Below are 24653 nucleotides of genomic sequence, written 5' to 3'. Positions count from 1 at the left end.
ATAAAAACATACAAAGCGAGCAAGAATAACGTTCAGATGGCGGAGACAGGCGTCTTTGTATGGCGATCAGAGGATCACGTATTATTATTTTTGTTGGTGAATTTGAACATCGAACACGGATCGGCTGTTCTGGTTCGATGTTTTTCATTTTCCGACAAGGGAAAAGGAGATAGTTTTTATGCAATCCATTAAAAATGGGTGTCTGAAGCTCGTTCGAAGCTACAACCGTACCAGCCTGATTCTTCGCATTCTGATTGGTCTGGTGATTGGCGTCATACTGGCTTTGCTGGTGCCAGGCTGGACCTGGATTGGCGAATTTGGAAATCTGTTTGTCGGCGCGCTGAAAGGCGTGGCGCCGATTCTGGTTTTTGTTCTTGTCGCAAGTGCGCTTGCGCAAAATTCTTCCCGCCTTGACCGCCGGTTTGGTACTGTCATCTGGCTGTACATGCTGACGACATTTTTAGCCGCTGTACTGGCGGTGCTGGCGTCCCGCCTGTTTCCGCAGACCATCGTTCTGCCCGAAGCGGCGAGCGCGTCCACGATTCCGCAGGGCCTCGATGAAGTCATGCATACCCTGCTGGCCAATATCGTTTCCAACCCGATCCAGTCGATCGCGGACGGCAACTATATCGGCATTCTGTTTTATGCGGTTCTCTTTGGTCTGGCGATGAAAGCCTGCGCTTCGGACAATACGAAGAAGTTCATGAACGACGTGGCGGAAGCCGTCAGCAAGATCGTTCGCTGGGTAATCAACCTGGCGCCCTTTGGCATCATGGGTCTGATTTACACGACTGTATCGACAAGCGGTCTGTCCATCTTTACCGATTACGGAAAGCTGCTGCTTCTGCTCGTCGGCACGATGCTGTTCATGGCGCTCGTCGTTTCCCCGTTTGTGGTGTTCTGCTATCTGCACGTCAATCCATATCCGCTCGTGTTCAAGTGCCTGAAAGAATCCGGCATTCCGGCATTCTTTACCCGCAGTTCGGCTGCGAATATTCCAGTCAACATGGAACTGTGCAAGAAGATGGGTCTCGATAAGGATTTCTATTCCGTATCGATTCCGCTGGGCAGCACGATCAACATGGACGGCGCTGCGATCACGATTACGATCATGACACTCGCTGCCGCCAATACGCTGGGCATTCAGGTTTCCTTCCCGGCTGCGGTTCTGCTTTCGATGATGGCTGCGCTCGGTGCATGCGGCGCTTCGGGTATTGCCGGCGGATCTCTTCTGCTGATCCCGATGGCCTGCTCCCTGTTTGGCATTTCTCAGGATGTGGCCATGCAGGTCGTAGCGGTCGGCTTCATTATCGGTGTCGTTCAGGATTCGGTAGAAACCTGCCTGAACTCCGCCGGCGATGCCGTCTTTACCGCGACAGCGGAATTCATTCAGTGGAAAAAGAAGGAAAACCGCTTCCGGAATTCCTTCGCAAGAAAAAAGCTTCCAGGTAATTCGAAGCTTTATGCAGAAAATTTCAGATAAAAACTGGCTGAGTCGGACGGATCCGCTCAGCCAGTTTTCATTAAATGGCGGAATTTGAAGCGCAGCGTATTTTCGGGAGATTCGTATTTTGGAACGCGTATAGAGCGTTTACTGGGTGTTTACAAATCGCTTAGGCACAAAGCCGCGTTTCATCACCCGTCTGCCAGGCTCCGTTCCAGAAGCCCATTTCAAAACGGGAACAGGTCTGGAAAATATTCTCGAGGGCATCGAGCCGCTCTTTGGAAAGCTCTCTGGTCAGATCGTCGAGCAGCGCGCAGAGGTCATCGTTTTCTTTGGCGTAATCGGCCGAGTCGTATTGCGCAAACCAGCTGCCGTACAGCGGATCGTTTAAGGCTTCGGGCTTTTCCTTGACGATTTCGTGCGCGATGTATTCGTAGCTGAGGGCGCAGGCGAGAATCGAAATTAAAATTTCTTCCTGTTTGCCTTCGAGACAGACTTTGAGCATGTAGGAGGTATAGCCAAGATTTTCCAGCGAAGGAACGGCACGCTCCAGATCCTGTTTCGAAATGCCGAGCGCTTCAAACGCGCCGCGGTGAACGTCGAGCTCGAAATTGTTGATCCGCTTCAGATAATGTTCGCAAACGGCGCGAAAGGCGGGGTCGGTGCCCTTAACCATACCCAGAAGGAAGCAGCGTCCATACTCTTTCAAATACAGATAGTCCTGCATCATGTAGCCGGTATAGCGATCGTGCGAGAGCGTCCCATTGGCCAGCTTTTGCAGAAACGGATGGCGGAGGTAATGGTTCCAGTACGGAATGGAATCGTTTAAAAGACGCGCGCTGAAGGAATCTTTCTTATGACGAAGCGCTTCAATCACTGGGCGGCTCCTTTCTTTACCATTTTGGATTTGCCAAGGCGCTCCAGCGTTTTGAGCGGCAGGGCGAGCATGACCAGCGTGCAAAGAAGGAACAGCGGGACCTTGCTGGTGAGGTGGTACGTCATGCTGTAAGCCCAGGGACCCCAGCCCGACCAGGCGTTCTGGGAAAAGAAGACAACACCGCTGGCCGCATGGCCCATGAACTTGATCGCAAACGCGAGCAGAAGGCCGGGAAGAATGCCCAGCTTCGTTTTCGCCGAAAACAGTCCTGCATAGCCCAGGCAGGAAAAGCACACCAGGTGTTCCACAAAAATCTGTGCCCAATGGACCGGCTGCCAGGTAGGAAGCAGTGCGATGGAAAGCAGACCGGTAATCCATCCGGAAAGAATGGCCAGCTTTGGATCAAAGCAGATGGCCAGAACCAGCAGCGGCACGGGCGAACACAGCGTGATCACCGCGCCGGTCGGCAGCGGAATGAAAATGGATTCCAGAATCAGGGTCAGCGCGATGCAGATCGCGCAGATCGAAATCGAAGACGTGGTCAGCTTTACGTCCTTAACCAGCCAGAGGCTGATTCCAAAATAGGCGATGAGACTGACGACAATAAGAATCTGCGTAAGCATCGTACCTAGACCTCCGGATCGTTTTCAGGAAGATCAAAAAATCTTCGTGACCTTTAAAGGCATGGTTCATCGGTCCGGGACCGCTGCCCAGATTCAGGCCGTCGTCCAGTGCCCGGGTAATGTACGCTTTGGCTCTTCGTACGGACTGAGGCAGATTAAACCCTTTGGCCAGATTGGCTGCGATGGCGCTCGAAAGGGTACAGCCGGTGCCGTGCGTGTTTTCCGTCTGGACGCGTTCGCCTTCAAACCAGATCAGATTGCTTCCGTCGTAAAGCACGTCGTTGGCGTCTTCGACGCGATGACCGCCTTTGACAAGAACGGCGGTATGGAAGGTGCTGCCCAGATTGCGGGCGGCTTTTTCCATGTCGTCCCGGTTCTGAATGGAGAAGCCGCAGAGAACTTCGGCTTCGGGGATGTTTGGCGTGATCAGGGTGGCGTCCTGGATCAGATGCGTTTTAAGCGCCTCGATGGCGTCTGGATCAATGAGCAGACTGCCGCTGGTGGAAACCATGACGGGATCGACGACGGTTTTTACATCCGGAATTTCCTGAAGGGATAAAGCGACCGCTTCAATGGCAGGTGCACTGCCGACCATGCCGATTTTGACGGCGTCGGGTCGAATATCGTGAACGACCATTTCAATCTGTCTCGCGGATAAATTCGGGAGTGACGGGGAAGATATTGCTGACGCCGGTTGTGTTCTGGGCCGTCAGAGACGTCATGGCCGCCATGGCGAAAACGCCATTGCACGTCATAGTCTTCAGATCGGCCTGAATGCCGGCGCCTCCGCTCGGATCGGATCCGGCGATGGATAATGCAGTATACATATTCGTATTCCTCTTTCTTTTGAGTTCTTTCATGCATTTTCTTTTGTTACGCGGCGCAAGGTGGTGCCCCCAATTCGTCGCGGCTGGATTTGGATTCGATCGAGAATTCGATCGTTACCAGCATTTTTCTTTGCTGCTTCGTCAATGTCATTAAGTTAAGATTTCTCAGACCACATCAGCGTTAAGCAGTGATGTGGTCTTTTTCTACTCTTCAAGTCAAATCTCGAATGATTCGAGTTTTTCACTTTTTCTAAAAATCTATTGACAAATTTCTGCCGCCGCGCGGCTGCTTCGCAGCCGATGGGGAGAACTTAAAGGAGTTTTCCCTATGACTGCTATCGCCAAAGAATGTTCTTTCTTCAGAAACACCTTCCTCAATATCATCAGCTCAGAAACGGCGAACCCTGCCAATTTTACTTCTCAGTCCGCCTTCACCCGTAAGCGGCAGATTGACCTGCATGAGCTTGTCCTTCTTCCGTTTCAGCTGACAGAGGAATCCCTCGCTGCTTCCTTTCCCTGGATCCTGTTTAAGGGCGGATCATCTGTTTCAGCCTCTGCTGTGTCTCAGGCCCGTTCCAAAATCAACTCTTCACTTTATAAAAACGTCTTCAATCGGTTTAACAAGGCAACTTCCAGCTCTGATGTTAAAACCTTCAAGGGTTATCGCCTCCTCGCTGTAGATGGAAGCGAGATTCAAGTTCTTCCTGAACAGGACAATGACATCACCTATGGCGCTTCTAAAAAGGCAAGAAGAGGCACTTTGTTCATTTGAATGCCGAATTCGACGCCCTCAACTCCGTCTTTACTGACGCGCTGCTTCAACCCGGCTCTGAGAAGAATGAAGATTCAGCTCTTCTTGAACTCGCTCAGCGTTCTTCATTTCAGAAAGCCATCTTCATCGCTGATCGGGGATACGAAGCTCTTATGTCTTTCTATCGCCTGCAGAAGGAACATGTCCCTTTTGTCATACGTATCAAAGACGAGACATCATCTACAAGCATTCTCAAGTACTATAAGACTCCCGAGTCAGAAGAGTATGACATTCCTTTCAATGTGATTCTGACCAGTAAAAACAACAGGCATGTCAAAGACCATTGGGATGTCTATAAGTACATCTCTTCGTACAGGAAGCAGCCTGAATTTGACGGTCAAACGACTGAACTCCCTTTAAATATCAGGGTTGTGAGGTTCAAAGCTGCCTGCGAAGGGAATGAATCATTCATTACCGTCTGCACCAATCTGTCGGAAGCTGAGTTTGGGACCGAGGACATCAAGCAGATCTACCGTCTGCGCTGGCAGGTTGAAGTCGGCTTCAGGGGACTGAAACGAAACACCGATCTTGAATGGACTCATTCAAGGAAGCTTGATCTGGTCCAGGCAGAGATCTATGCCAAAATGACTCTCTACAATCTTTGTTCCCGTTTGCGCAACAAGGTAGAAAGATCTCGTCAGCACCAGAAGCGCATCGCTCAGGCCAAAAAGCACAAGCAGAAGGCAGATTTCGGATTCATCATCAAAACGATTCAACAGTGGCTGTTCAAAAAGCCAGAATCAGCTTGAGTACACTGGAAGATCTTCTTCTGGCCAGGATATCTCCGATCAGAGAAGGAAGAGCTGATACCAGAAAGAAGAAGTGACAGATTTGAAAACCGAAAAGTCATCAGGATGATTTTTTCAACAGGTAGAAAATCATCCTTTTCGTCATGCCTGAGACGCAAAATATAAGAAATGACAACGCTCATGAACAGGGTATACGATTTTTATCCCTCCTTAACTTAATGACATTGGCTGCTTCGTACAGCTTTTCCTGCGAATCTTTGTTTTTTACTGTGAATCTTTGTTTTGTCTGGCCGGACTTTGCCTGGCCTTATTTGGCTTTGCTCGCTTTGTTCAGACGCTTGCTTAGGCGTTCACGCAGATCTCCTGGGCTTTCTTTAAAAACGAGGGGACCGATGTGTGATCGTCCAGATGCGCGAAGACGCCAGAAGAAGACGCAAAGCCGGCAATGCCGGTATCCTTCAGGACGTCCACGTTGTTTTTGGCAAGCCCCCAATGGCTACTGCAGGAATCGAAATGGCTTTGGTAATTTCACGCAGCGCCTGCGGTGTTAAAGGCTTCGTATCCGTTTTGGTCTGGGTCGGATAAATCGCCCCGGCTCCGATGTAATCGGCTCCATCGCGTTCTGCCTGTCGGGCCAGTACAACCGAAGGCGCGGTCACACCGATGATGAAATCCTCTCCAGCAATGGAGCGGGCCGCTTTGCAGGACCCGTCTTTCTGGCCGAGATGCACGCCGTCGGCATGAATTTTTAAAGCCAGCTCCAGATCATCGTTGATGATCAGCGGAATGCCGGATTCCTGGCATACGGCCAGGACCTGACGCGCTTCTTCTTCAAGCGCTGCACCGTTCAGCCGTTTTTCGCGCAGCTGAATCATCGTTGCGCCCTGAGCAATGGCTTCGCGTACGAGATCTGCCATCGTTTTGGACGGATTGTCCTGTACAAAGCGAAGATCGGTCAGGGCATACAGCTTCAGCTGCTTCCATAGGTCTTTTCCAATACTTTTCCTCTCTTTCTATGTTCTTTTCCGGGAATGTGACTTCCCATCTTTCAGGCAAGTTTCGCAGATTGAGATGGCTTCCAAAGCGAATCCGATGAGCGGATCGGACTTGGATCGGATGGGATGGGGATCGGTCTGCGGTCATCGTTTTACGAGAGACTCATCGCATCCAGAAAACGGATCAGAAAATGCCCGCTGCCTTCCGCAGTCTGCAGGTTTTGTTCGGCAATCTGGGCCCAGGCTTTAAACCAGCCTAAAGCACACGCCGCAGCCTGTTCGGGCTGGTCGGACCATACGCCAAGAGCGGCTGCTAAAAGGCGGTTAACATGCACCCGGTTCCGGATCGAGCGGCCATCCACGCTGAACCGCCCCGGGCGGCATACATACGGCGATCGGGTGTGAAGAGCCGGTCTTCCTTACCGGTACAGATCAGCAGACACGAATGGGCACTGGCGCAGTCGAGCAGCGCTTCGAGAAAGCGTCTGGAATCCCCGATGGCCTGCACCTCTTTGCTCTGTACATCGATGCTTCCGCTGCCGCCCATATGGCAGAGGCTGGCCAGTTCGGAAAGATTGCCTTTGATCAGCCAGGGATGGATTTCTGTAAGAAGCTCGAGTGCTTTTGCCTGACGGAAGGGCGATACGCCGATGCCGGTCAGATCGAGAACGATTGGAATGTTTGCATCCTTTGCGGCTTTTCCGCTTTTTCGAAGGACGTTCCATTTGTTTTCGGAAGGCATTCCAATCGATAAGGAGAGCGCCTGGCTGCTTCTGGTAATCTCCGCACATTCCTGCAGATCTTCGCTTAAAATCGGCGAAGCGCCGACAGCACTCAGTCCATCGGCTACTTTGGCTGCGCTCACAGCAGGGGTGATGCAGTGAACCCGGGGATGCCGTTTTCGCAAAGCTTCCAGCAGACGGGGATCCGCTGTGCAGAAACGCGTTTCGTTTTGGAAATCCATAAAGTTTTCCCCTTTCTCTCTGCGGCCTTGTACCCGTTCACAAAAAACAGGAAAATCCAAAGCGGATTTTCCTGCAAAAGTCGATAGATCAGCTTCCTACGGCGGCATAATCCGCATCAGGTTCCAGGGTCGAAGCCAAACTTCCTCTCAGCTTTTTCAAAGCTCCCCTGCTGTTTGATGGAACGGGTATTAATTCCTTTCTAAAACCTGTTTTCTAAGCCGTCAAGAAACGGTGACCGGTCGTTTTAATTTCCGTTCGAAAGCACGGAAGTACGCCGATTTTCGTCAGGCGTTTTCCTGCTTCAAAAGGGAAGGCATGACGGTTCTGGACATGGCTTCCAGAACAAACGCGGAAATGAGCGAGCCCGCGACCGTAGAAATGAGGAAGGGAATAATGTAGGCGTAAAAGCCACTTCCCCGGCGGATACGCCCAGAAAGGCAATAGCCAGCGGATAGGCGCACAGACCGCCCAGAATGCCGGTACCAAAGACTTCCGCCAGAACGGTCAGCCACAGATTATGGCTGTACTTCCAGGCCAGTCCGCAAAACAGAGCGCCGATCATGCTTCCGGGAAACGCCATAATGCTTCCCAGACCGAGCATGTTGCGCAGAAGGCTGGCCACAAACGCGACGCCGGTTCCGTACCACGGTCCAAGAAGAACCGCGCAGATGATGTTGACCATATGCTGGACAGGCGCACAGCGGCTTCCGAAAATCGGGAAGGAAAACAGGCTTCCCACAACCGCAACTGCACATAGGAGCGCCGCAAAAGTAAGTTTTCGAATCGAATTGTTTTTCATTTCAAATCCTCTCTTTCTGAATACAAAACAGACGGTCGGAATCTTCGGATTCCCTCTCAGACCAGAATGATGGCCTCCCTCGCAGCAGTTCATGTCAGGCGCTCCCCTGTCCATGCCGGTTTCCCGGAGCAGATCACAACCTTTCTCATTTCCACCCATTTCAACAAAAACAGGAAAACCCAGAACGGATTTTCCTGCAAAAGTCAACGGTCGACTGGTCAGCTTCCTACGGCGGCATAATCCGCATCAGGTTCCAGGGTCGAAGCCGGACTTCCTCTCAGCTCTTTTGAGCTCCCCTGCTGTTTTGTTGAAATGGTACAAGCTTTTTCTAAAACACACAGCCGAGTCTGTCAATTCCTGAGGCAGACCAGAAGGCAATTCCTTCCGGCTTCGTCAGGAAAGCGTACAAAGAAGCCAGAAGAAAAACGATCCCCGAAGGAATCGCGAAAATCGAAATGGAGAACAAGAAATCCATTTCTGAAAGCAGAAACTGGAAAGCAATCAGCGATCGTCTCTGCGTCTGGCCATGCCGATATAGCGCATAACCTGAGCGAGAGAAACGAAAACGCTGGCGACATATGTGCTGGCTGCCGCAACCAGAACTTTTTGGCTCCTCATAATCGCTCTTTGTGAAAGCCGGATCGGTCTTGAGCGTGTTCAGCGCTCTCGAACTGGCGTTAAATTCGACCGGCAGGGTGACCAGACCAAAAAGCAGGGAAAGGGAGAACAGGATAATGCCCGCCCACATCAGACCGGTCACATCAAGAAGCAGACCGAGAATGAACAGAGGAATCGCCGCAGAAGAGCCGATGTTGACGATCGGAACGAGTGCGGAACGAATCCGGTTGGGCAGATAATGTCGGGCATCCTGAATGGCGTGTCCCGCTTCATGGCAGGCGACGCCGACCGCTGCAGCCGAATAATTGTCATACGTCGAATCCGAAAGGGAAAGGACTTTGGTGACCGGATTGTAGTTGTCGGTCAGATTGCCCGCAATGCGGACAATGCGGACATTGCTTAAACCGTTATGGTCGAGAACATAACGGGCCGCCTGAGCGCCGGACATGGTGGAGGGAACCCGGGAATATTTTCTGAATGTGGACTGCACCCATAATGAAGCCAGCAGCGCCAGCAGCATGGCGGCCAGAACCCACAGATAGCCCGGATCAATGCCGTACCATCCGCGGTAGCCGTAAGAATAAGGATAGAACATAGATGACTTCCTTTCCGGCTCCGGGCAAAGCCAGAGCCTTTATGACAACTCTACAACATCTAGGAATAAACAAGAACGGACGGACCTGAAAGAATGTCCGCCCGTTTAAGGCATTCAAAAGAAAACGGAAGCAAATGCCGGAAAAGCCAAAACCTCAGAGCCGGCAGAAACGATCTGCCGCTTTCCGCCGTATGGCCTAGTGAATGAACAGAGAGCCGATCTGATAGACCAGTGTGGTAACGACCCAGGCGACCGCGAACTGGAAGCCGGCGCTTTTGAGCATGAAAAGCGTGGACCTGGATTCCTTGCGGATCGTCGAAAGGGCAGCGACGCACGGAATATAGAGCAGGCAGAACAGCATCATGCAATAGGCGTTGAGCGGGCCAAAGCCGATGGAGAGCAGTTCCTGATGAAGCACCTGCATGCCGCCAAAACTGGTGACGTTGGCAATGCCAAACAGAACCGCAATGGAGCTGACGACAACTTCCTTGGCGGAAAGACCGGCGATCAGAGCGACCGCGATCTGCCAGAAGCCAAGGCCGCACGGAATCAGAATCCAGGACAGGCCGTGGCCGAGGATGGCCGCAAAAGAAGTCGCGATGTCATCGGTATAGCCGCTCATGGAGAAATGCATCAGCAGCCACAAAGCGATCGAAGCGATGAAGATCGTCGTGCCGGCTTTCGTCAGGAAGTCTTTGACTTTTCCCAGACATAAATGAATACTGTATGGAAACTCGGCATTTTATATGCAGGCAGTTCGATCAGCAGCGGATACTCGTTTTGTTCGCCGTCCATCTTGTGAAGAATCCAGGCCAGAAGCAGGGCCATGCCGATGCCGATCAGATACAGCGAGTAGGCCGCCCACATGGCGTGATCCGGAAAGAACATGCCGGAAAACAAAATGTAAATCGGAAGCTTGGCGGAACAGCTCATGAACGGCGTCAGCAGCATGACCCGTTTACGATCCCGTTCACTTTCGAGCGCACGGCTGGCCATGATAGCCGGAACCGTACAGCCAAACCCAAGAACCATCGGGATAAAGGCACGGCCGGAAAGACCGATCTTTTCCATGATCTCGTTCATGACATAGGCGACGCGTGCCATATAGCCGGAGTCTTCCAGAAAGGCCATAGCCAGAAAAAGAATCGTGATATTGGGCAGGAAGGTCAGAATGCCGCCGACACCCGAAATGATGCCGTCGCAGATCAGATTGATAAGCCAGTCGGAGGCGTGAACGCCCGTTAACAGGCTTCCGATCCACTGGGTAAACAAATCAATGCCTTCCTGAAGATAACCGGAAAGATAATCGCCCAGTGTGAAGGTGAGCGCAAAGACAAGGGCCATCATCAGCAGGAACAGGACGACGCCCCAGAATGGACGCGTTACAAAATCGTCCACTTTCGAAGAAAACTGATCCGAGCGATCTTTGCCCAGAAGCACCTCGTTTTTGATTTCCGCGATGCGATCGTATTTTTGATTGACGATCGAATTGGCTTCCTGACCATCCACAATGGAGGAAAGATCCAGCGGATATTCCGCCTTGATCTGCGGATCATCCATCAGCAGGGAAATGGCGGTCCACCGTTTTCTGGGCGTATCTGCGGGAAGCAGGCTTTCGATCCTGGCGATCTTGCTTTCAATGTCATCCGAATAAATCATGACGTGATCCCGCTGGCGTTCGCAGTCGATTTCCAGCGGCATATGGTTTGGCGCATGATTGTCTTCGTTCTGGTGCAGTGCGGCATGCAGCAGCGTCTTTAAGCCGCGCTTTTTCTGGCGATGACCGGAATCACCGGGATGCCCAACAGCTCCTGCAGGCGGTGCAGGTCCAGATCAATGCCGCGCTTTTCGACAATATCCATCATGTTTAAAGCGAGAACGAGCGGCTTATCCATTTCGAGCAGCTGCAAAGTCAGATACAGGGAACGCTCCAGTGAACTGGCATCCGCTACATCGACTACGACGCTGACTTCATCCGACAGAATGAACTGTCTCGATACCTGTTCTTCCATCGTGAAAGAATTCAGAGAATAGGTTCCGGGCAGATCGACCAGACGGATCTGCTTGCCATGAGATGAAATTGCGCCTTCCATGCGCTCAACCGTAACACCCGGCCAGTTGGCTACTTTCAGATTGGCGCCGGTATAGGCGTTGAACAAAGTCGTTTTTCCACAGTTAGGATTTCCAATGAATCCAATCGTTAAATCGTTATTGATCATAGCTCACCTGAATGTTCTCGGTGATCGTCGGACCCAGTGCAAAGCGGGTACCACGCAGGTCAATGATCATCGTTCCTTTTCCTTTACGCTGTAAAACCGTGATTCGGGTACCTGGAATCATTCCCAGCGCCTGAAGACGCAAAGCGGTTTTGGAGTCGAGATGAAATTCTTCAACGGTAACCGACTGGTCTGCATGAACGGAATTTAAAGTCTTCATAATTCACTTCCTTTTTGACGTTCTCATTATAGCGTGAAAAAGTAAGTCGGGGATAACTGTGCCCCTTTCCAGAAAAAAGAAATGAATTCAAAGATACGGCAAAAGAAAGAGAGCGCTTTGAATAAGCGCTCTCTTAGACTCTTTCGTTTAACGAGAAATTTTAAGAATCGAGATATTCAGGACTATTTTTTTCAGGAGCTGGTGCCTTAGCGTAGATCAGGTCGCCTTCGTTATGTTCCCAGTTCCATCCGTTGTTAGCCAGGAAGTCTTTTTCCTTGTCAGCCAGAGTGTAGTGGTGACGGCCGGCACGTGTTTCGTTCGGGTTGTACAGACGATGGATTACGTGTTCGTTTTCAGCAGCAGTAGCCCACTTTTCGCCTTCGTTCTTCCAACCGCTCTTTTCGAGGAATTCGATTTCTTTCGGGTTCTTAGTGTAGTGGTGTTCGCCGGAGTTCTCGTCGTACATACGTGTCATCTTGGTTGCGCCAGGGAGATCGCCCTTCGGAGCAATCCAGGCTTCGCCTTCAGCGTTCCATCCGTTTGCAGACAGGAAGTCGTATTCTTTCTTGTTGGCTGTGAACAGGTGTTCACCGTTGTTCGGGTTGTAAGCACGGTACATAACCTGATCGAGGTCAGCATAAGCGTCTTTCAGATCCTTAACGGCTTTGTCTACTTCATCCTGAGTAGCGTCTTCTTTGTCGAGGACAGCCTTAGCTGCTTTGTAAGCTTCGGTGAATGCGCCATAAGTTTCAGGGTTCAGCGAATCGTCGCCTTCTGGTGTAGTTTCAGCGAGATCTTTGTTGGCTTTCACTGCGTTTTCAAGTTCAGTCTTATCAACTTCGTCGCCTTCGTCATCTTTAACCAGAGCAGCTTTTGCGTTGTTGATTGCAGCGGTAGCAGCATCAACTTCTGCCTGTGTAGCATCTGCTTTGTCAACAATAGCCTGACCAGCAGTTACTGCATCCGTGTAAGCTTTCCAGCTGTCTGCGGTGTAGTCAGTTGCTTCGCCTTCTGGTTTAGCGGCAATGGCAGCTTTCAGAGCGTCTTTGTTAACGGTAACTGGAGTTTCGTCTTTCTTTTCCAGACCAGCTACTGCAGTTTCGAGAGCTGTTTTAGCTGCATCGATTTCATCCTGCAGAGCATCTTCATCAGCATTTACATCTTCAGCGTTTTTCAGAGCATCAGCGTATGCAGCCCAGCCAGCTTTATAGTCTTCTTCTTTGGTAACTTCGGCTTTTGCATCAGTGATGGCTTTGTCCAGAGCCGTGCGATCACCTACGAAGTCGAGATAATGAACAGCATCAACCAGATCGGACCATGCAGCGTTGATTTCAGTAGTAGTCGCATCAGCTTTACCAGCTACTTCTTCAGCTTTAGCAAGTTTCGTATCAAGGTTGTCTTTTACTGTTTTTACAACATTGGCATAAGAAGCAGCTTCTTTAGCTGCCTTAGCATATTTGATAGCATCATTCAGCAGAGCTTTGGTATCCACTCTTGTTTCGCCGCTTGTCTGAGCACCAGAATCGGTTTCACCAGCTGCAAGAGCAGTGATTGGAGTCATGGCCATAGAAATGGAGGCAGCAACAACAAGGAATTTGCCTAAACTTCTGTGTTTCATTTCTTATTTTCTCCTTTGCATAGTGCAGAACCATCGGGAAGTCAGCCTTTTGGATCCTGCAGAGTTTCGCCGTCTGACTCACGCCAGACAGAGAATTGCGCATACAATTTAACACCACGAGAAAATCATTCCAGATAGTCGGTCTTCCAGACAGAGAGTGATGCATCCAGAAGCGCGGGCAAGCGCCAGAGGAACCTGAAGAACAGAAAGCGGAAGAATGAGTCTGAAGAATTCTTTCGGGCAGAGAAGACATCAGCCAGATCCACGCCAGTCATCGCATCAGGCAGTTCCTGAAATCTGCATTCGGGCAGAACAGATCAGAGGAAGAGAACACCAGTTCCTGAATAAAAGAGAGGACTAAAAAGAATGCGGTGTTGAACCGACGTTAAAACTGTAAATCCTGCAGTTCTTTTTTCTTTGCATTAAATGAGCGTCATCTTGAAATAACTGGCCTTTGTGGAAAGCGCTTAACCGGCGCCTCAAAATAAAAGGCCATTCGAACGCATCATGAAACCACGATATTCAACATGGCAGCTATGTAAAGAAAGCAGGCATACATCGGAAATGCCTGCTCCCATTCTATACGGGTTTTGAAGCAAGTGAAATACATTCTTAAAAAGAAATGAATGTTTTTGCGGTTTTTCTCTTTACAAAGGAGGAAAATGTATGTCTTTACATAATGTTTTCCCTTTAGGGACAGTTCAAGTGTGATTTTTGACTCTCAGGAAAGAATGCGGGAAAAGAAAATGAAAATTTCTTTTTCGAGGAAGCGAAACTTTCGCGTAAAGCGGAAGTCCGAAGTGTCGGCCATCGAAAATCGCGTACTGAAGAAAACGGTAAATTCGAACGAATCTCGCAAGGAAAAACCAAAGAAAAATGCCTGCAGGATACGGCCCTGCAGGCATGAAATTCAGAAGATTTTTAAGGTTTCCCTTCCATCCCGTATCTTTTCAACTGGAGCTGATCTGCTCTGATCGATCGGATTGGGATTTCCGGTATGGCGATTAAAGATGGGTTACGCGTTCCTTGATTTCCTGGGTACGGCCCTGGTTCCAGAACTGGGTGCCGATGTATCCGCAGGTACGACGGGCAACGTTCATCTTGGACTGATCGGTATTGCCGCAGTTCGGGCACTTCCAGATCAGCTTGTGGCTTTCGTCCTCAACGATTTCGATTTCGCCGGAATAGCCGCATTCCTGGCAGTAGTCGGATTTGGTGTTGAGCTCGGCATACATGATGTTGTCATAAATATGCTGGATGAGCGCCATAACCGCCTGCAGGTTGTTCTGCATGTTCGGTACTTCGACGTAGGAGATGGCTCCGCCTGGAGACAGTTTCTGGAACTGCGCCTCGAAGGTCAGCTTGTCGAAGGCATCGATCGGTTCGGTAACGTGAACGTGATAGGAGTTGGTGATGTAGCTCTTGTCGGTTACGTGCGGGATGATGCCGAAACGGTCCTGCAGCTTCTTGGCGAAGCGGTAGGTCGTCGATTCCATCGGGGTGCCGTACAGAGAGAAGTCGATGTTGGTTTCAGCTCTCCATTTCGCGCAGGCAGCATTGAGGTATTCCATGATGCGCTTGCCGAATTTTGTGCCGACTGGATCGGTGTGGGAAACGCCGGTCATGTACCATACGGCTTCGGAAAGTCCGGCATAGCCAAGGGAGATCGTGGAGTAGCCGCCGAAGAGCAGCTTATTGATGGTCTCGCCTTTTTCAGACGGGCCAGCGCGCCGTTCTGCCAGAGGATCGGAGCCACGTCGCTTGGCGTATCGAGCAGACGGTTGTGACGGATCATCAGGGCGCGGAAGCAGAGATCGAGACGTTCGTCAAAGATGCGCCAGAATTCTTCGTAGTCGCCTTTGGAAGAGCAGGCAACGTCAACGAGGTTGATGGTGACAACGCCCTGGTTGAAACGGCCGTAGTACTGCGGTTTGCCTTCTTCGTTTACATACGGTGTAAGGAAGGAACGGCATCCCATAGCCGGGTAGCAGTGGCCTTCGCCGTTTACGTCGATTTTGAGCTTGAGCATCATCTTTTCGGAGATGTAGTCCGGTACCATGCGTTTCGCGGTGCATTTAGCGGCGAGCTGCGTCAGGTAGTAGTACTTGCTGTCCGGATGGATGTTGTCTTCTTCGAGAACGTAGATCAGTTTCGGGAAAGCCGGAGTGATGTAGTGGCCGGTTTCGTTTTTAACACCGAGAATTCTCTGCTTGAGAACCGCTTCGATGATGGAAGCCAGGTCCGCTTTGGTCTGCGGATCTTCCACTTCATTGAGGTACATGAAGACGGTGATGAACGGAGCCTGACCATTTGTAGTCATCAGGGTGATGACCTGATACTGGATGGTCTGTACGCCCTTTTCGATTTCCTTCTGGACGCGCATTTCTGCGATTTCGTTTACGGTTTCGTCATCCGAAGGCAGGTTCATGGCGTTCAGTTCGTCGCGTACTTCCGCACGGGCTTTCGCACGGGAAACGGCTACGAACGGAGCCAGGTGAGAGAGGGTGATCGACTGACCGCCGTACTGGGAGCTGGCCACCTGCGCGATGATCTGTGTTGCAATGTTGCACGCGGTGGAGAAGCTGTGCGGTTTTTCGATCATGGTTTCGGAAATAACGGTTCCGTTCTGAAGCATGTCCTCCAGGTTGACCAGGCAGCAGTTGTGCATGTGCTGGGCAAAGTAGTCGGAATCATGGAAATGAATCAGTCCATTGTCGTGGGCTTCCATGATGTCGTGGGGGAGCAGGAAGCGGCGAGTGATATCCTTGGATACTTCACCGGCCATATAGTCACGCTGAACAGAGTTTACTAATGGGTTTTATAGCGATAGGTAAGGCTTTGATGCGATCTCTGCCTTTTCCCCGCTTCACACCGTGCATGCGGCTTTCACCGCACACGGCGCTCCATCGATGCGTTCCGTTTTCCTTCGGTTTCGGCTTTTCTCTCTGGAAAAACCGCCGCCCGGAAAGCGAGTCTGAATAAAATGTTTTGAAATCCGGCTTGAAAAGTCGGAAGAAGGTGCATCGACTTGAGGTCATCGCTCGCTCTTCCATTACAGAAGAGGTCATCGCTGCGGCCTCGGCTTTTGGGCAGCAGTTTGGCGGCTTATTGTTCTTCGCCCGCCTCCCGGAGGCTGCTGCTTTTCTGTGTTCCCCGTTTTCTATCCGTGCATACAGACTTAGGTTTTTGCTATGGACCTGCCGGCTCGATCAGACCCGCCGCCTCCATTGAGGCTTCGTCTGATACGGACGTTCATACAAACAATTCTTACTTGTCCGCACCGGCGCGCGTATCGCGCCTGCGCATTTCTGCGCCGGAAAACTGTAGATCCGTACATTCGCAAATTCGTCAGCACCGTCTGGTGCATTCTGACCATATCTGTTTTATGGACTTCCGGCCTATGGGCTGCGCTCCGCGAGGCGGAGGTTTCGCTCTGCAAAAGCAGGCTGCGGCAGCTGTCGGCCGACTTTACCGGGCTTCATACCCCGGATTTCAAACCTGGCGGCGCAGGATCTGTTCACTTCCTGGCCTTTTGAAATCCGGCGCATGCCGGAGACTTAAAGAGAATTTCTGCGGGCTGTTGGGGCCGGCAGAAATTCTTCAAAAACGGAGTTCATCACAATGTTCGAAATGTATCTGTTCGAACGTCTTTTTGTGATGTCTGATCTTTTCAATCAGAAACGCATCGCACTGTTTGAATTTTCCTGTTTTACTTCTTCGTTATTTCTCTCCAGCAGAGACATGATCTGCTGGTCGGTCGAGTTGGTTTTGCGTACGAGAGCACGCTCGTAGCGGTAAGTGATGTAGTTCTTGGCAACGGCGTAGAAACCATGGCTCATCAGAGCGGCTTCAACCATGTCCTGGATTTCCTCCACGCCGGCAGCGCGGTGGAGATTCTCACACTTTTCAGCAACCAGAGCGCTGACCTCAAGAATTTCTTCTTCGGTCATCTGTCCGTGAGTCGTTGCTTTGTTGGCTTTGCGGATGGCGTTTTCGATTTTCGAAACGTTGAAGATGACTTCTTCGCCGCTTCTCTTAATTACTTTCATTGGCTGTGTTTTCTCCTTTCTGAAAATTTGAAATAAATTCAATGAACGCTTCCTCTGGGGAAGACGTTTTATACAACTGGTGTTTCTAAAAAGTTCAAAAGCCTCACGATTCGGCCGGAGTGCCGATCTCGCGGGGTTCACGGACAAGTATAAGCACGAAAAATCGCAAGAGAAAGCGGCAAGTCTTCATTTTCTTAAAAAGATAAACGATCCCACAATTTGGAATGACACGCCAAAATTGCCTTAAAATTCACAAAAATGGCGTTCTGCTGGCGCAAAACGCCGGCTTTTTGCCGTTTTCGGGCTTCGCTATACCTTTGGTGAATAAGCGAAAGATAAAGGGGCAAAAGCAGTAATGCGGCAAGCTTAATGGCATATTAAAAATATAGCTAAATCAAGCCCCTATAATATATGGTAAAAAGCCAGCGAAATATGGGAAAAGAACGGCTGAGCGCAGGGCTTCCGAAAACGGAAACCATCGCTCAGCCGTGTCTGTCTAAGAATTGAATAACCTGAAATTTACCCGATTTGACGCCTCTAAAGCTCAGTTCTGGAGTAAAGAGCCTGTCCGACAATTCGAACGGGAATATCCATGACTTCCTGCATGGAATAGACACGGGGTTCAACTTCGTCGTTGGCGGGCTGGAGAATCCAGTAGTTGTTTTTCTTGATCAGCTTCTTAACCGTTACTTCCTCCTCTCCGATCAGAAAAACGCCGATTGCCCCCGACGGAAGGTCAACGCATTTGCGGATGTAAAGAAGGTCGCCCTCATGAATGTGAGCGCCTTTCATGGAATCGCCGCGAACCCGCAGAAAATAGTCGCCGCGATTGTAATCCTCTTCTGAAACTTTGACGTAATCGACAATATTTTCATCGGCCAGAAGCCCGTAGCCGGCTTTGACCTCGCCAAGAATCGGGCGCGTATACGCATAGCGGGCTACGCTTGTCATCTCGTCAAAATCAATGTGAAGCATCTCGCTCAGCTTCTCGAGCGCTTCGGGCGTAATTTTCCGGATCTTTCCGCTGCACCAGCGGGAAACGGTGGAGCGGGTTACGCCGCAGTAGTCGGCAATATAGTCATTTGTTACATTGTTCTGGTTTTTAAATTCAGTAAGGATCTGTGGAATATTCGGTTTCATGTCTATAGTATAGCATTGTTCGCGCAAGATAGGCGCAAAGGTGAAATATATTTCTAAGTTTCATGGTGCGTAAAAGCGCAAAAAGTGCGTAAGCAAGTTGAAAAGATGCCTGTTTATTTCTATACTGAGCCTATGAAACGAGTCATTGTTCACAGCGATATAAATCACTGCTATGCCCAGATTGAAGAAATGCTTCGCCCTCAACTGCGCAACGTACCGATGGCTGTGGGAGGCAGCGAGGAAAAACGAAACGGGATCATCCTGGCCAAAAACGATCTGGCCAAGGCCAAAGGCATCAGGACGGGGAATCTCTGCGGGAAGCCAGACGGAAGTGTCCGGATCTGCTGATTATTCATCCAGACTATGACGCATATATTTACTATACGGAGAAGATTAAAGATATTTACCGTAGATATACGGACCGGGTGGAGTCCTTCGGTCTGGACGAGGCCTGGATCGATCTGACGCATTCGCAGCGTCTTTTGGAGACGGCATCGATCTGGCACGACGGATTCAGGATGAGGTCTTTGAGACGTACGGCATTACCGTCAGCATGGGCGTTTCCTTCAACAAGATTTTCGCCAAACTGGCCAGCGACCTGCTCAAGCACAAGGGGTTTGTGGTCGTTACGGAAGACGATTTTAAGGAATTCATATGGCCGCTTCCGGCGGAAGATCTGCTCATGGTCGGATCGCGCACACGCAAAAAGCTGAACGAGATGCGCATCTTTACCATCGGCGATCTGGCCAAGGCGTCTCCCGAGCGGCTCACTCGCCGATTTGGCGTAATGGGCGGTCTGCTCTGGAACTATGCCAACGGGTTCGATCAGAGCGAAGTGCATCTGAACGGCTACAAGCGGCCGGTCAAGTCGGTCGGCAATTCCAAGACGGTGGTTCATGACATTACATCCATAGCGCAGCTGCAGGAAGTGTTCCGGGTTCTGAGCGAATCCATCGCGGCCAGACTGCGCAACGATCACATGAAATGCAATCGCATCAGCATTTCTCTTCGTTCCACGGAACTGAAAACGAAAGGCTGTCAGAAAAAGCTCGTACGCCTGACGGATCTGGCCAGCGACATTCTCGAGGCGGCCATGCAGCTGACGGCGTCTTTGAAACTGGAAGAAATCTGTCTGCGGTCGGTCGGCATTTCGGTAAGCGGTCTGTGTCAGGATGCCGGGTTTGATCAGGGCGACCTGTTCATGGATCTGGAACAGATCGACCGTCAGCGCAAAATGGAACAGGTTCTTTACGACATTCGGGTTCGCTACGGCTACGATGCCTGCCGCATGGCTTCGAGTCAGGTCGATGCGAAGCTGACGGACTTTGATCCGCTCGGTCTCCTTCATAATGTGCATCCCATTGCCCCGCTGGACGGGCCGATTGAAGTATGAAGTACTACAAATACTACGTCGATGTGGTGACGCTGATTCTTCAGGACGGCGCATTGCGGCCGCTGTTTGTCTGCTGGGACGGTCATCGCTATAAAGTCGACAAAGTGCTGTCGGTCAGGAAATGTATTCCAAAGCCGGCGGATGCGGCATCTGCTATCTCTGCAAAATGCAGGGACAGATGCGCAAGCTGTACTGGGAAAGAAACCGATGGTTTCTCGAATCGGAAATTTTTGTGCCGGGCCATCAGGAGGCGCCGCTCACGGCAGACAAAGCGTCCGGTTCCGGTCGTACCGGTTCCGGCCGATAGCGATGCAGCCCGACGGCATAGCGCGCTGGGATCGATCTGGAAAGACTTTCGAAGAGCGAAAGAAGAACCAGAACGCTTTCGAAGAGAAGACTGGAAAGAACAAAGAACGAAAAAACGAGAATTTCGGAAAAGAACGGCGACAACGAGACGAGATGGAAAAAGACGGCAGACCGCCTGGATCACCTGGATCAGGCAAGAACTGCCGTCTTTTGCATTTTTCTTGGGGGATGGATTTCGGACTGCGGGATCAGTCTGGACTGTCTTTTCCATCGCTGTCTGCTTCGGGGTGGACAGAAGGGGAAACCAGAATTTCGCGCGAAGCCGAAGGCGTGAGCTCTTCGGAAAGAATAAACGTTCTTGATGGATCGATTACCGGTTCGAGTTCGTCGAACGGCGCTTCTTCTGGAACGGCGATATCCTGCGGTTCCGTTTCAAAGCCGGACGGTCGCAGAAACGCGGCCATTTCCTGTTCGTCCCAGGTGCGGGCGGCGCGAAAGACATCGCGCACGATCTGCATTCTGGGCGAAGGGACGCCTTCTTCATAAATTAAAAGTGCGTCCGCAAGCAGGTGACTGTTGAGAAGAACGTGAAAAACAAACGGATCCTGCGTGGGCTGCAGTTTTCCTCTGGCGCCCAGAACGATCGGGCGCTCAATCATGGAAAGGGAGGGAGCCAGTCCATCTGGGTCGTTCAGGAGTTTTTCCAGCCGGTCGATCCAGACGGCTTTCAGACAGTTTTCGCCTTTGAGAATGCTCAGCGCGTGAAAGGCCATCTGATACTGACGGATGAGAAGCGCTTTGCACTGTCGGGGGCTCAGTCCCCGGCTTCGAAAATCCGAAGCGTGCCGGCGTGCGAACGATTCGGTTAACGGATGCGCCGCCAGCCGTGCGGCCTGACGGACGCTTTTCGCACTCCAGCGGGCGTCGCTGGCTTCGAGCTTTTTCATGAACGCGGCTTCGGAAAGCGCGCAGCGCCGGCAGATCGTTTCACGCAGCGTGTCGAGTTCCTTCTGATCCAGATGGGAGGAGGCCGCAAAGCGATAGAAGCGTGCGGGATGGCGAAGCGGACCTTCGGTGCTGGAAAGCCGCCTTGCGATGTCTTCTTTGCGCATGAGTCCTCCTTTCCATGAATCGTCTGACGCAGACTATCGATATTTGAATGGAATCGTATGCGGGCAGATCTCTGAAAAACTATAATCGACAGGCAAAGTTCTGCTCCATATTTTTGCCGCAAATTTCCGGAGAAAACCGAAAGCAGCTCGCGCTTTCCGGAAAGCCGTCTGGCCGGTTCGAACGGGGCGGCCCGGGAAAAATAAATCGATTTCGAGGTTAAGCGCTTGCCCGATTCGGATACAAAAAGGGACGATAATTATTGCTTTGAAAAGCGATAATATTTTTGGATTACCGGCCAAAATGGTATAAAGTATCGAAGAAACGATAAGAACCCGCCTGTTCAGCCCTTCGTTTGCGAAGGGTGGAAAGCCGAAATGATGAACCCGTCCGAGAATTTGCAGATCTCTGTGAATCTTTGAGCGACTCATACGGCGCAGGCGGTTTTTATTGGGATATGATTCTGATAAAAGAGGAGGAGCTTTGTAACCATGGCTAAGAAAATTATCCAGGTTGAAGAGAAGGTTCCAGGCAGACTGCTTTTCCCGCTTTCCCTCCAGCATCTGTTTGCGATGTTTGGAGCGACTGTACTGGTTCCGTTTATCTTCAACATCAACCCGGCCATCGTTCTGTTCATGAATGGCGTGGGTACCCTGATGTACATTGCGATCACCAAGGGAAAAGCGCCGGCTTACCTTGGCAGTTCGTTCGCGTTTTTAGGACCGGCACAGATCATCATCGCCAAGTGGGGCTATTCCTACGCCCTTGGCGGATTTGTTGCGGTCGGCTTTCTCGGATGCATCATCGCGTTCATTATCAAGAAGTTTGGAACGAAATGGATTGATATTGTACTTCCCCGGCGGCGATGGGTCCAGTTGTTGCTCTGATCGGTCTTGAACTGGCCGGCAGTGCAGCCAGCACCGCGGGTCTGGTCGGCGATGCCGTCAGCGCCCATAACATTATTATTTTCCTGGTAACCCTCGGCGTGGCCATCATCGGCAACGTCTGCTTCCGTAAATTTTTCTCGATTATCCCGATTCTGATTGCGGTTGTCTGCGGCTATCTCACAGCAGTATGCCTGGGCGATGTGGATTTCTCTCCGGTTATGCAGGCCAGCCTGTTCCAGATGCCGAATTTTCAGTTCCCGAAATTTGAATGGGGCGCGATTCTGACGATGCTGCCCGTACTGCTCGTTATCACTTCCGAGCACGTTGGTCATCAGATCGTCACCAGCCAGATTGTCGGCCGCGACCTGATCAAGGATCCGGGTCTCGATCGTACGATTTTCGCGGATAACTTCTCGACCATGATTTCCGGTCTCGTTGGGTCGGTTCCAACAACGACCTACGGCGAAAACATCGGCGTTATGGCGCTGACCGGCGTCTACTCCGTCTACGTTATTGGCGGTGCCGCGGTTCTCTCCATTCTCTGCGCCTTTATCGGTCCGCTCTGCGCACTGATTCAGTCCATTCCTTCCGCAGTGATCGGCGGCATTTCCTTCCTGCTTTACGGTATGATCGGCGTTTCCGGTCTGCGTATTCTCATCGATGAGAAAGTGGATTACTCCAACACCGTAAACATGATTCTGACCGCTGTTGTCTTCGTAGTCGGCCTGTCCGGCGTAACAATCACGCTTGGCGATGTCAGCCTGTCCGGCATGGTTCTGGCTGCAATGACCGGCATTCTGCTGTCGCTTCTGTTCTTCATCTTCGACAAGTGCCACCTGCTCAACGAAAGCTCCCGCGAGCCGCAGGATGAAATGAAGGTTCTTGACGAAGTCATCGCAGAAGAAGACGCGCACAAAGCCGAAGCTGCAAAATAGTCCGCCTCATTTCAATTGAATAGAAAACGGCCCAAAGCCGTAAAAGAACGCCCCGCATGGATTTGCGGGGTTTTCTTCTGGGCAAATGGATGAAAAGAAATCACTACGGATGGAAAAATAAAGCCATGAATACTCGAGAGATTACCAATCTGACGATTGAAGAAAAATTTGAAGTGACCATTTCGCTGATTTTTCTTGGCGTTGGTCTGTTCTGTCTGTTCTTTCCGCAGATCAGCGCGGATTCCATCATGATCAGCGCCGCCATTCTGACGAGTGCATCTGCCGTTCTGCTTCTGTATCAGGCGATTCGCTACCATCGCACGATGGATCTGCTCAAGGCGCTGGCCGCCGGCATTCTGGCCGGGGTGTTCTGGAGCTGGAGGGCAGAAGGCGTGCGGATCGTCTGTCTCGTCTTTGCGATTTACATATTCGCGATCAGCGTGATCGTCGCGCTTGAAGGCGTCTTGGATCTGCGCGAAAAGTCGAAAACCGGATGGAGCTTTATTCTGTTCGGTCTCGGTGACTTTCTGATCTGCCTGTTCGCGCTGCTGCTGTATACGCGCGATCCGTCTTTAGTGCAGCGTCTGAGCGGCGTCTATCTGGTCTGGCAGGCGATTCAGATGTTTGTCGAACTGTACGTCTTTCATCATCACAAAGGTTCGCGTGCCTGGTCCTTTCGCCGCTGGAGTTCGCTGCCGGTTTATCTGGTCGCCGTCGGTCCAAGCCTTGTTCTGCGCTATGCGCGAAAAAGAATCTGAGTAAAAGGCGTTCACTTCGGTAGCCAATAAAAACGACGACCCCGTCAACCTGCGCGTCTTTATCCATTCCGGTCTGAAAGGCGACAAGCAGTTTGGTCATATGACCTTTTCCTACAAAGGCGTCATGTTTTCGTATGGCAACTACGATCAGGAAGACGAAAAGCTGTTTCGTACGTTTGGTCCGGGCATTCTGTTTACCGCACCGGCGGATATTTACGTCAACAACAGCTGCGTCTATGAAAATTCGATTCTGTTTGAATACGGTCTGCACTTAACCTCAGAACAGGAGGAGCATCTCGTTTCGCTTTTAAAGGACGTCTTCAAGCCGGCCTATCGCTGGTACAGTCCGCTCTTTCAGGGGCCGGTGACAAAAGAGCGCTTCAAGACGTACGAATCCGATTATGCCAGCCGCCTGGAATGGAGAACCGGCGCGAAGTTTTACAAGTTTCGCACCGGCATCTGGAAAACCTACTGGGTTTTAGGCCGCAACTGTTCGCTGTTTGCCTCCGATCTGCTGCATCAGATCGACTCGTCCATCGTCATTCCGCGCGGCATCAACACCCCGGGCGAATATTTTGAATACTTTGAAGAAGCCATTCAGGACCCCGACAGCAACGTCATCTGCCAGTCCTGGCATTCCGCTTCCGATCCCGACACGCTTTATCCGACAGCCCTGTAAAGACAGGGCTGTTTTTTAATCGGCAATTCGGCGATGGGG

The 24653-nt window shown here is 51.1% G+C and carries 24 protein-coding genes, 4 pseudogenes and 2 riboswitches; of the genes and pseudogenes, 9 read left to right on the top strand and 19 right to left on the bottom strand.

What is annotated here, in order from left to right; all coding sequences use genetic code 11:
* Positions 1-178: 178 nt before the first annotated feature.
* Positions 179-1483, top strand: a complete 1305-nt coding sequence (gene sstT, locus KWG61_RS01100; protein ID WP_242744686.1) for a serine/threonine transporter SstT — start codon at positions 179-181, stop codon at positions 1481-1483.
* Between the two features lie 130 nt (positions 1484-1613).
* On the opposite strand, the gene tenA is transcribed toward sstT, so the two are convergent.
* Genes tenA through KWG61_RS16845 form a run of 4 tightly spaced genes read right to left on the bottom strand, consistent with a single transcriptional unit; the run spans position 1614 to position 3771 of the window.
* On the bottom strand, positions 1614-2321 hold the full coding sequence (gene tenA, locus KWG61_RS01095) for a thiaminase II (protein WP_230266868.1): 708 nt from the start codon (positions 2319-2321) through the stop codon (positions 1614-1616).
* Entirely contained in the window at positions 2318-2944 is a 627-nt protein-coding gene (locus tag KWG61_RS01090; RefSeq protein ID WP_230266867.1) for an energy-coupled thiamine transporter ThiT, read from the bottom strand. Before KWG61_RS01090 ends, tenA begins: the two co-directional genes overlap by 4 nt.
* Entirely contained in the window at positions 2877-3581 is a 705-nt protein-coding gene (gene thiD, locus KWG61_RS01085) for a bifunctional hydroxymethylpyrimidine kinase/phosphomethylpyrimidine kinase (protein ID WP_367614235.1), read from the bottom strand. The genes KWG61_RS01090 and thiD overlap by 68 nt, the downstream gene beginning before the upstream one ends.
* A gap of 1 nt (position 3582) precedes the next feature.
* Positions 3583-3771, bottom strand: a complete 189-nt coding sequence (locus KWG61_RS16845; RefSeq protein WP_367614234.1) for a bifunctional hydroxymethylpyrimidine kinase/phosphomethylpyrimidine kinase — start codon at positions 3769-3771, stop codon at positions 3583-3585.
* Between the two features lie 328 nt (positions 3772-4099).
* Here KWG61_RS16845 and KWG61_RS01080 point away from each other — a divergent pair, with 328 nt between their 5' ends.
* The gene (locus tag KWG61_RS01080) at positions 4100-4543 is read left to right on the top strand and encodes a hypothetical protein (protein ID WP_242743450.1); all 444 of its coding nucleotides are present in this window, start codon (positions 4100-4102) and stop codon (positions 4541-4543) included.
* Positions 4540-5331: a transposase gene (locus KWG61_RS01075; RefSeq protein ID WP_242743451.1), complete on the top strand. Its 792-nt coding sequence runs from the start codon at positions 4540-4542 to the stop codon at positions 5329-5331. The genes KWG61_RS01080 and KWG61_RS01075 overlap by 4 nt, the downstream gene beginning before the upstream one ends.
* A gap of 342 nt (positions 5332-5673) precedes the next feature.
* On the opposite strand, the gene KWG61_RS15690 is transcribed toward KWG61_RS01075, so the two are convergent.
* From KWG61_RS15690 to KWG61_RS01010, 14 genes and pseudogenes are all read right to left on the bottom strand, one after another.
* On the bottom strand, positions 5674-5802 hold the full coding sequence (locus KWG61_RS15690; RefSeq protein ID WP_256460731.1) for a hypothetical protein: 129 nt from the start codon (positions 5800-5802) through the stop codon (positions 5674-5676).
* Positions 5790-6290, bottom strand: coding sequence for a thiamine phosphate synthase (thiE, locus tag KWG61_RS01070; protein WP_256460822.1), 501 nt, complete (start codon positions 6288-6290; stop codon positions 5790-5792). Before thiE ends, KWG61_RS15690 begins: the two co-directional genes overlap by 13 nt.
* 188 nt (positions 6291-6478) lie before the next feature.
* Positions 6479-6661, bottom strand: coding sequence for a hypothetical protein (locus KWG61_RS01065; RefSeq protein WP_242744684.1), 183 nt, complete (start codon positions 6659-6661; stop codon positions 6479-6481).
* Complete coding sequence (locus KWG61_RS01060; protein ID WP_242744683.1) at positions 6640-7290, bottom strand: hydroxyethylthiazole kinase; 651 nt, start codon at positions 7288-7290, stop codon at positions 6640-6642. The genes KWG61_RS01065 and KWG61_RS01060 overlap by 22 nt, the downstream gene beginning before the upstream one ends.
* 76 nt (positions 7291-7366) lie before the next feature.
* Positions 7367-7469, bottom strand: a riboswitch (TPP riboswitch).
* 123 nt (positions 7470-7592) lie between these two features.
* Positions 7593-8090 carry an energy coupling factor transporter S component ThiW gene (gene thiW, locus KWG61_RS01055; protein ID WP_242744682.1) on the bottom strand — a complete coding sequence of 166 codons (498 nt, stop codon included), beginning with the start codon at positions 8088-8090 and terminating at the stop codon, positions 7593-7595.
* Positions 8091-8296: 206 nt separating this feature from the next.
* A riboswitch (TPP riboswitch) is annotated at positions 8297-8398 on the bottom strand.
* 193 nt (positions 8399-8591) lie between these two features.
* Positions 8592-9228: pseudogene (locus tag KWG61_RS01050) on the bottom strand (zinc metallopeptidase).
* Between the two features lie 271 nt (positions 9229-9499).
* Complete coding sequence (locus KWG61_RS01045; protein ID WP_242744680.1) at positions 9500-9949, bottom strand: nucleoside recognition domain-containing protein; 450 nt, start codon at positions 9947-9949, stop codon at positions 9500-9502.
* A gap of 38 nt (positions 9950-9987) precedes the next feature.
* Positions 9988-11004 (bottom strand): ferrous iron transporter B, encoded by a 1017-nt coding sequence (locus tag KWG61_RS01040; RefSeq protein ID WP_242744679.1) that lies wholly within the window; start codon positions 11002-11004, stop codon positions 9988-9990.
* Positions 11005-11060: 56 nt separating this feature from the next.
* Positions 11061-11522: a FeoB small GTPase domain-containing protein gene (locus KWG61_RS01035; RefSeq protein ID WP_242744678.1), complete on the bottom strand. Its 462-nt coding sequence runs from the start codon at positions 11520-11522 to the stop codon at positions 11061-11063.
* Positions 11512-11739: a FeoA family protein gene (locus KWG61_RS01030; RefSeq protein ID WP_230267122.1), complete on the bottom strand. Its 228-nt coding sequence runs from the start codon at positions 11737-11739 to the stop codon at positions 11512-11514. Before KWG61_RS01030 ends, KWG61_RS01035 begins: the two co-directional genes overlap by 11 nt.
* Before the next feature lie 160 nt (positions 11740-11899).
* Positions 11900-13357: a hypothetical protein gene (locus KWG61_RS01025; RefSeq protein WP_242744677.1), complete on the bottom strand. Its 1458-nt coding sequence runs from the start codon at positions 13355-13357 to the stop codon at positions 11900-11902.
* Between the two features lie 1004 nt (positions 13358-14361).
* Positions 14362-16175: pseudogene (gene nrdD, locus KWG61_RS16840) on the bottom strand (anaerobic ribonucleoside-triphosphate reductase); the annotation flags it as partial.
* A gap of 856 nt (positions 16176-17031) precedes the next feature.
* Positions 17032-17406 (bottom strand): ATP cone domain-containing protein, encoded by a 375-nt coding sequence (locus tag KWG61_RS01015; protein ID WP_230267125.1) that lies wholly within the window; start codon positions 17404-17406, stop codon positions 17032-17034.
* A gap of 537 nt (positions 17407-17943) precedes the next feature.
* On the bottom strand, positions 17944-18546 hold the full coding sequence (locus KWG61_RS01010) for a LexA family transcriptional regulator (protein ID WP_230267126.1): 603 nt from the start codon (positions 18544-18546) through the stop codon (positions 17944-17946).
* Between the two features lie 105 nt (positions 18547-18651).
* Here KWG61_RS01010 and KWG61_RS16835 point away from each other — a divergent pair.
* The 3 genes and pseudogenes from KWG61_RS16835 to KWG61_RS00985 form a co-directional block, all read left to right on the top strand.
* Positions 18652-19084 (top strand): annotated as a pseudogene (locus KWG61_RS16835) (hypothetical protein); the annotation flags it as partial.
* Positions 19085-19099: 15 nt separating this feature from the next.
* Complete coding sequence (locus KWG61_RS00990; RefSeq protein WP_242744675.1) at positions 19100-19939, top strand: hypothetical protein; 840 nt, start codon at positions 19100-19102, stop codon at positions 19937-19939.
* A gap of 121 nt (positions 19940-20060) precedes the next feature.
* Positions 20061-20246: a hypothetical protein gene (locus tag KWG61_RS00985; protein WP_242744674.1), complete on the top strand. Its 186-nt coding sequence runs from the start codon at positions 20061-20063 to the stop codon at positions 20244-20246.
* A 247-nt stretch (positions 20247-20493) separates the two neighbouring features.
* Here the strand turns inward: KWG61_RS00985 and KWG61_RS00980 are convergent, their stop codons facing one another.
* Entirely contained in the window at positions 20494-21357 is an 864-nt protein-coding gene (locus tag KWG61_RS00980; RefSeq protein WP_230267129.1) for a hypothetical protein, read from the bottom strand.
* Positions 21358-21846: 489 nt separating this feature from the next.
* On the opposite strand from KWG61_RS00980, the pseudogene uraA reads away from it, so the two are divergent.
* From uraA to KWG61_RS00965, 3 genes and pseudogenes are all read left to right on the top strand, one after another.
* A pseudogene (uraA, locus tag KWG61_RS00975) lies at positions 21847-23177 on the top strand (uracil permease).
* Between the two features lie 125 nt (positions 23178-23302).
* Entirely contained in the window at positions 23303-23935 is a 633-nt protein-coding gene (locus KWG61_RS00970; RefSeq protein WP_242744673.1) for a DUF308 domain-containing protein, read from the top strand.
* 100 nt (positions 23936-24035) lie between these two features.
* Entirely contained in the window at positions 24036-24614 is a 579-nt protein-coding gene (locus KWG61_RS00965) for a hypothetical protein (protein ID WP_242744672.1), read from the top strand.
* Positions 24615-24653: the final 39 nt, after the last annotated feature.

It is taken from the genome of Allobaculum sp. Allo2 (genome assembly GCF_022701175.1).
Lineage (GTDB): Bacteria > Bacillota_I > Bacilli_A > Erysipelotrichales > Erysipelotrichaceae > Allobaculum > Allobaculum fili.
The sequence above is the reverse complement of the archived record's forward strand: the minus strand, read 5'-3'. Positions and strand labels throughout refer to the sequence as shown.

Excerpts from the sequence above, each read along its gene's own strand:
- KWG61_RS01035 (WP_242744678.1), bottom strand. The coding sequence starts at position 11,522 with ATGATCAATAACGATTTAACGATTGGATTCATTGGAAATCCTAACTGT.
- KWG61_RS01090 (WP_230266867.1), bottom strand. The coding sequence starts at position 2,944 with ATGCTTACGCAGATTCTTATTGTCGTCAGTCTCATCGCCTATTTTGGA.
- KWG61_RS01080 (WP_242743450.1), top strand. The coding sequence starts at position 4,100 with ATGACTGCTATCGCCAAAGAATGTTCTTTCTTCAGAAACACCTTCCTC.
- thiW (WP_242744682.1), bottom strand. The coding sequence starts at position 8,090 with ATGAAAAACAATTCGATTCGAAAACTTACTTTTGCGGCGCTCCTATGT.
- KWG61_RS00965 (WP_242744672.1), top strand. The coding sequence starts at position 24,036 with ATGACCTTTTCCTACAAAGGCGTCATGTTTTCGTATGGCAACTACGAT.
- KWG61_RS00985 (WP_242744674.1), top strand. The coding sequence starts at position 20,061 with ATGTATTCCAAAGCCGGCGGATGCGGCATCTGCTATCTCTGCAAAATG.
- thiD (WP_367614235.1), bottom strand. The coding sequence starts at position 3,581 with ATGGTCGTTCACGATATTCGACCCGACGCCGTCAAAATCGGCATGGTC.
- KWG61_RS01060 (WP_242744683.1), bottom strand. The coding sequence starts at position 7,290 with ATGGATTTCCAAAACGAAACGCGTTTCTGCACAGCGGATCCCCGTCTG.
- KWG61_RS00990 (WP_242744675.1), top strand. The coding sequence starts at position 19,100 with ATGGGCGTTTCCTTCAACAAGATTTTCGCCAAACTGGCCAGCGACCTG.
- KWG61_RS16845 (WP_367614234.1), bottom strand. The coding sequence starts at position 3,771 with ATGTATACTGCATTATCCATCGCCGGATCCGATCCGAGCGGAGGCGCC.
- KWG61_RS01030 (WP_230267122.1), bottom strand. The coding sequence starts at position 11,739 with ATGAAGACTTTAAATTCCGTTCATGCAGACCAGTCGGTTACCGTTGAA.
- KWG61_RS01025 (WP_242744677.1), bottom strand. The coding sequence starts at position 13,357 with ATGAAACACAGAAGTTTAGGCAAATTCCTTGTTGTTGCTGCCTCCATT.
- sstT (WP_242744686.1), top strand. The coding sequence starts at position 179 with ATGCAATCCATTAAAAATGGGTGTCTGAAGCTCGTTCGAAGCTACAAC.
- KWG61_RS00970 (WP_242744673.1), top strand. The coding sequence starts at position 23,303 with ATGAATACTCGAGAGATTACCAATCTGACGATTGAAGAAAAATTTGAA.
- KWG61_RS01010 (WP_230267126.1), bottom strand. The coding sequence starts at position 18,546 with ATGAAACCGAATATTCCACAGATCCTTACTGAATTTAAAAACCAGAAC.
- KWG61_RS00980 (WP_230267129.1), bottom strand. The coding sequence starts at position 21,357 with ATGCGCAAAGAAGACATCGCAAGGCGGCTTTCCAGCACCGAAGGTCCG.
- KWG61_RS01040 (WP_242744679.1), bottom strand. The coding sequence starts at position 11,004 with ATGCCGCTGGAAATCGACTGCGAACGCCAGCGGGATCACGTCATGATT.
- KWG61_RS01015 (WP_230267125.1), bottom strand. The coding sequence starts at position 17,406 with ATGAAAGTAATTAAGAGAAGCGGCGAAGAAGTCATCTTCAACGTTTCG.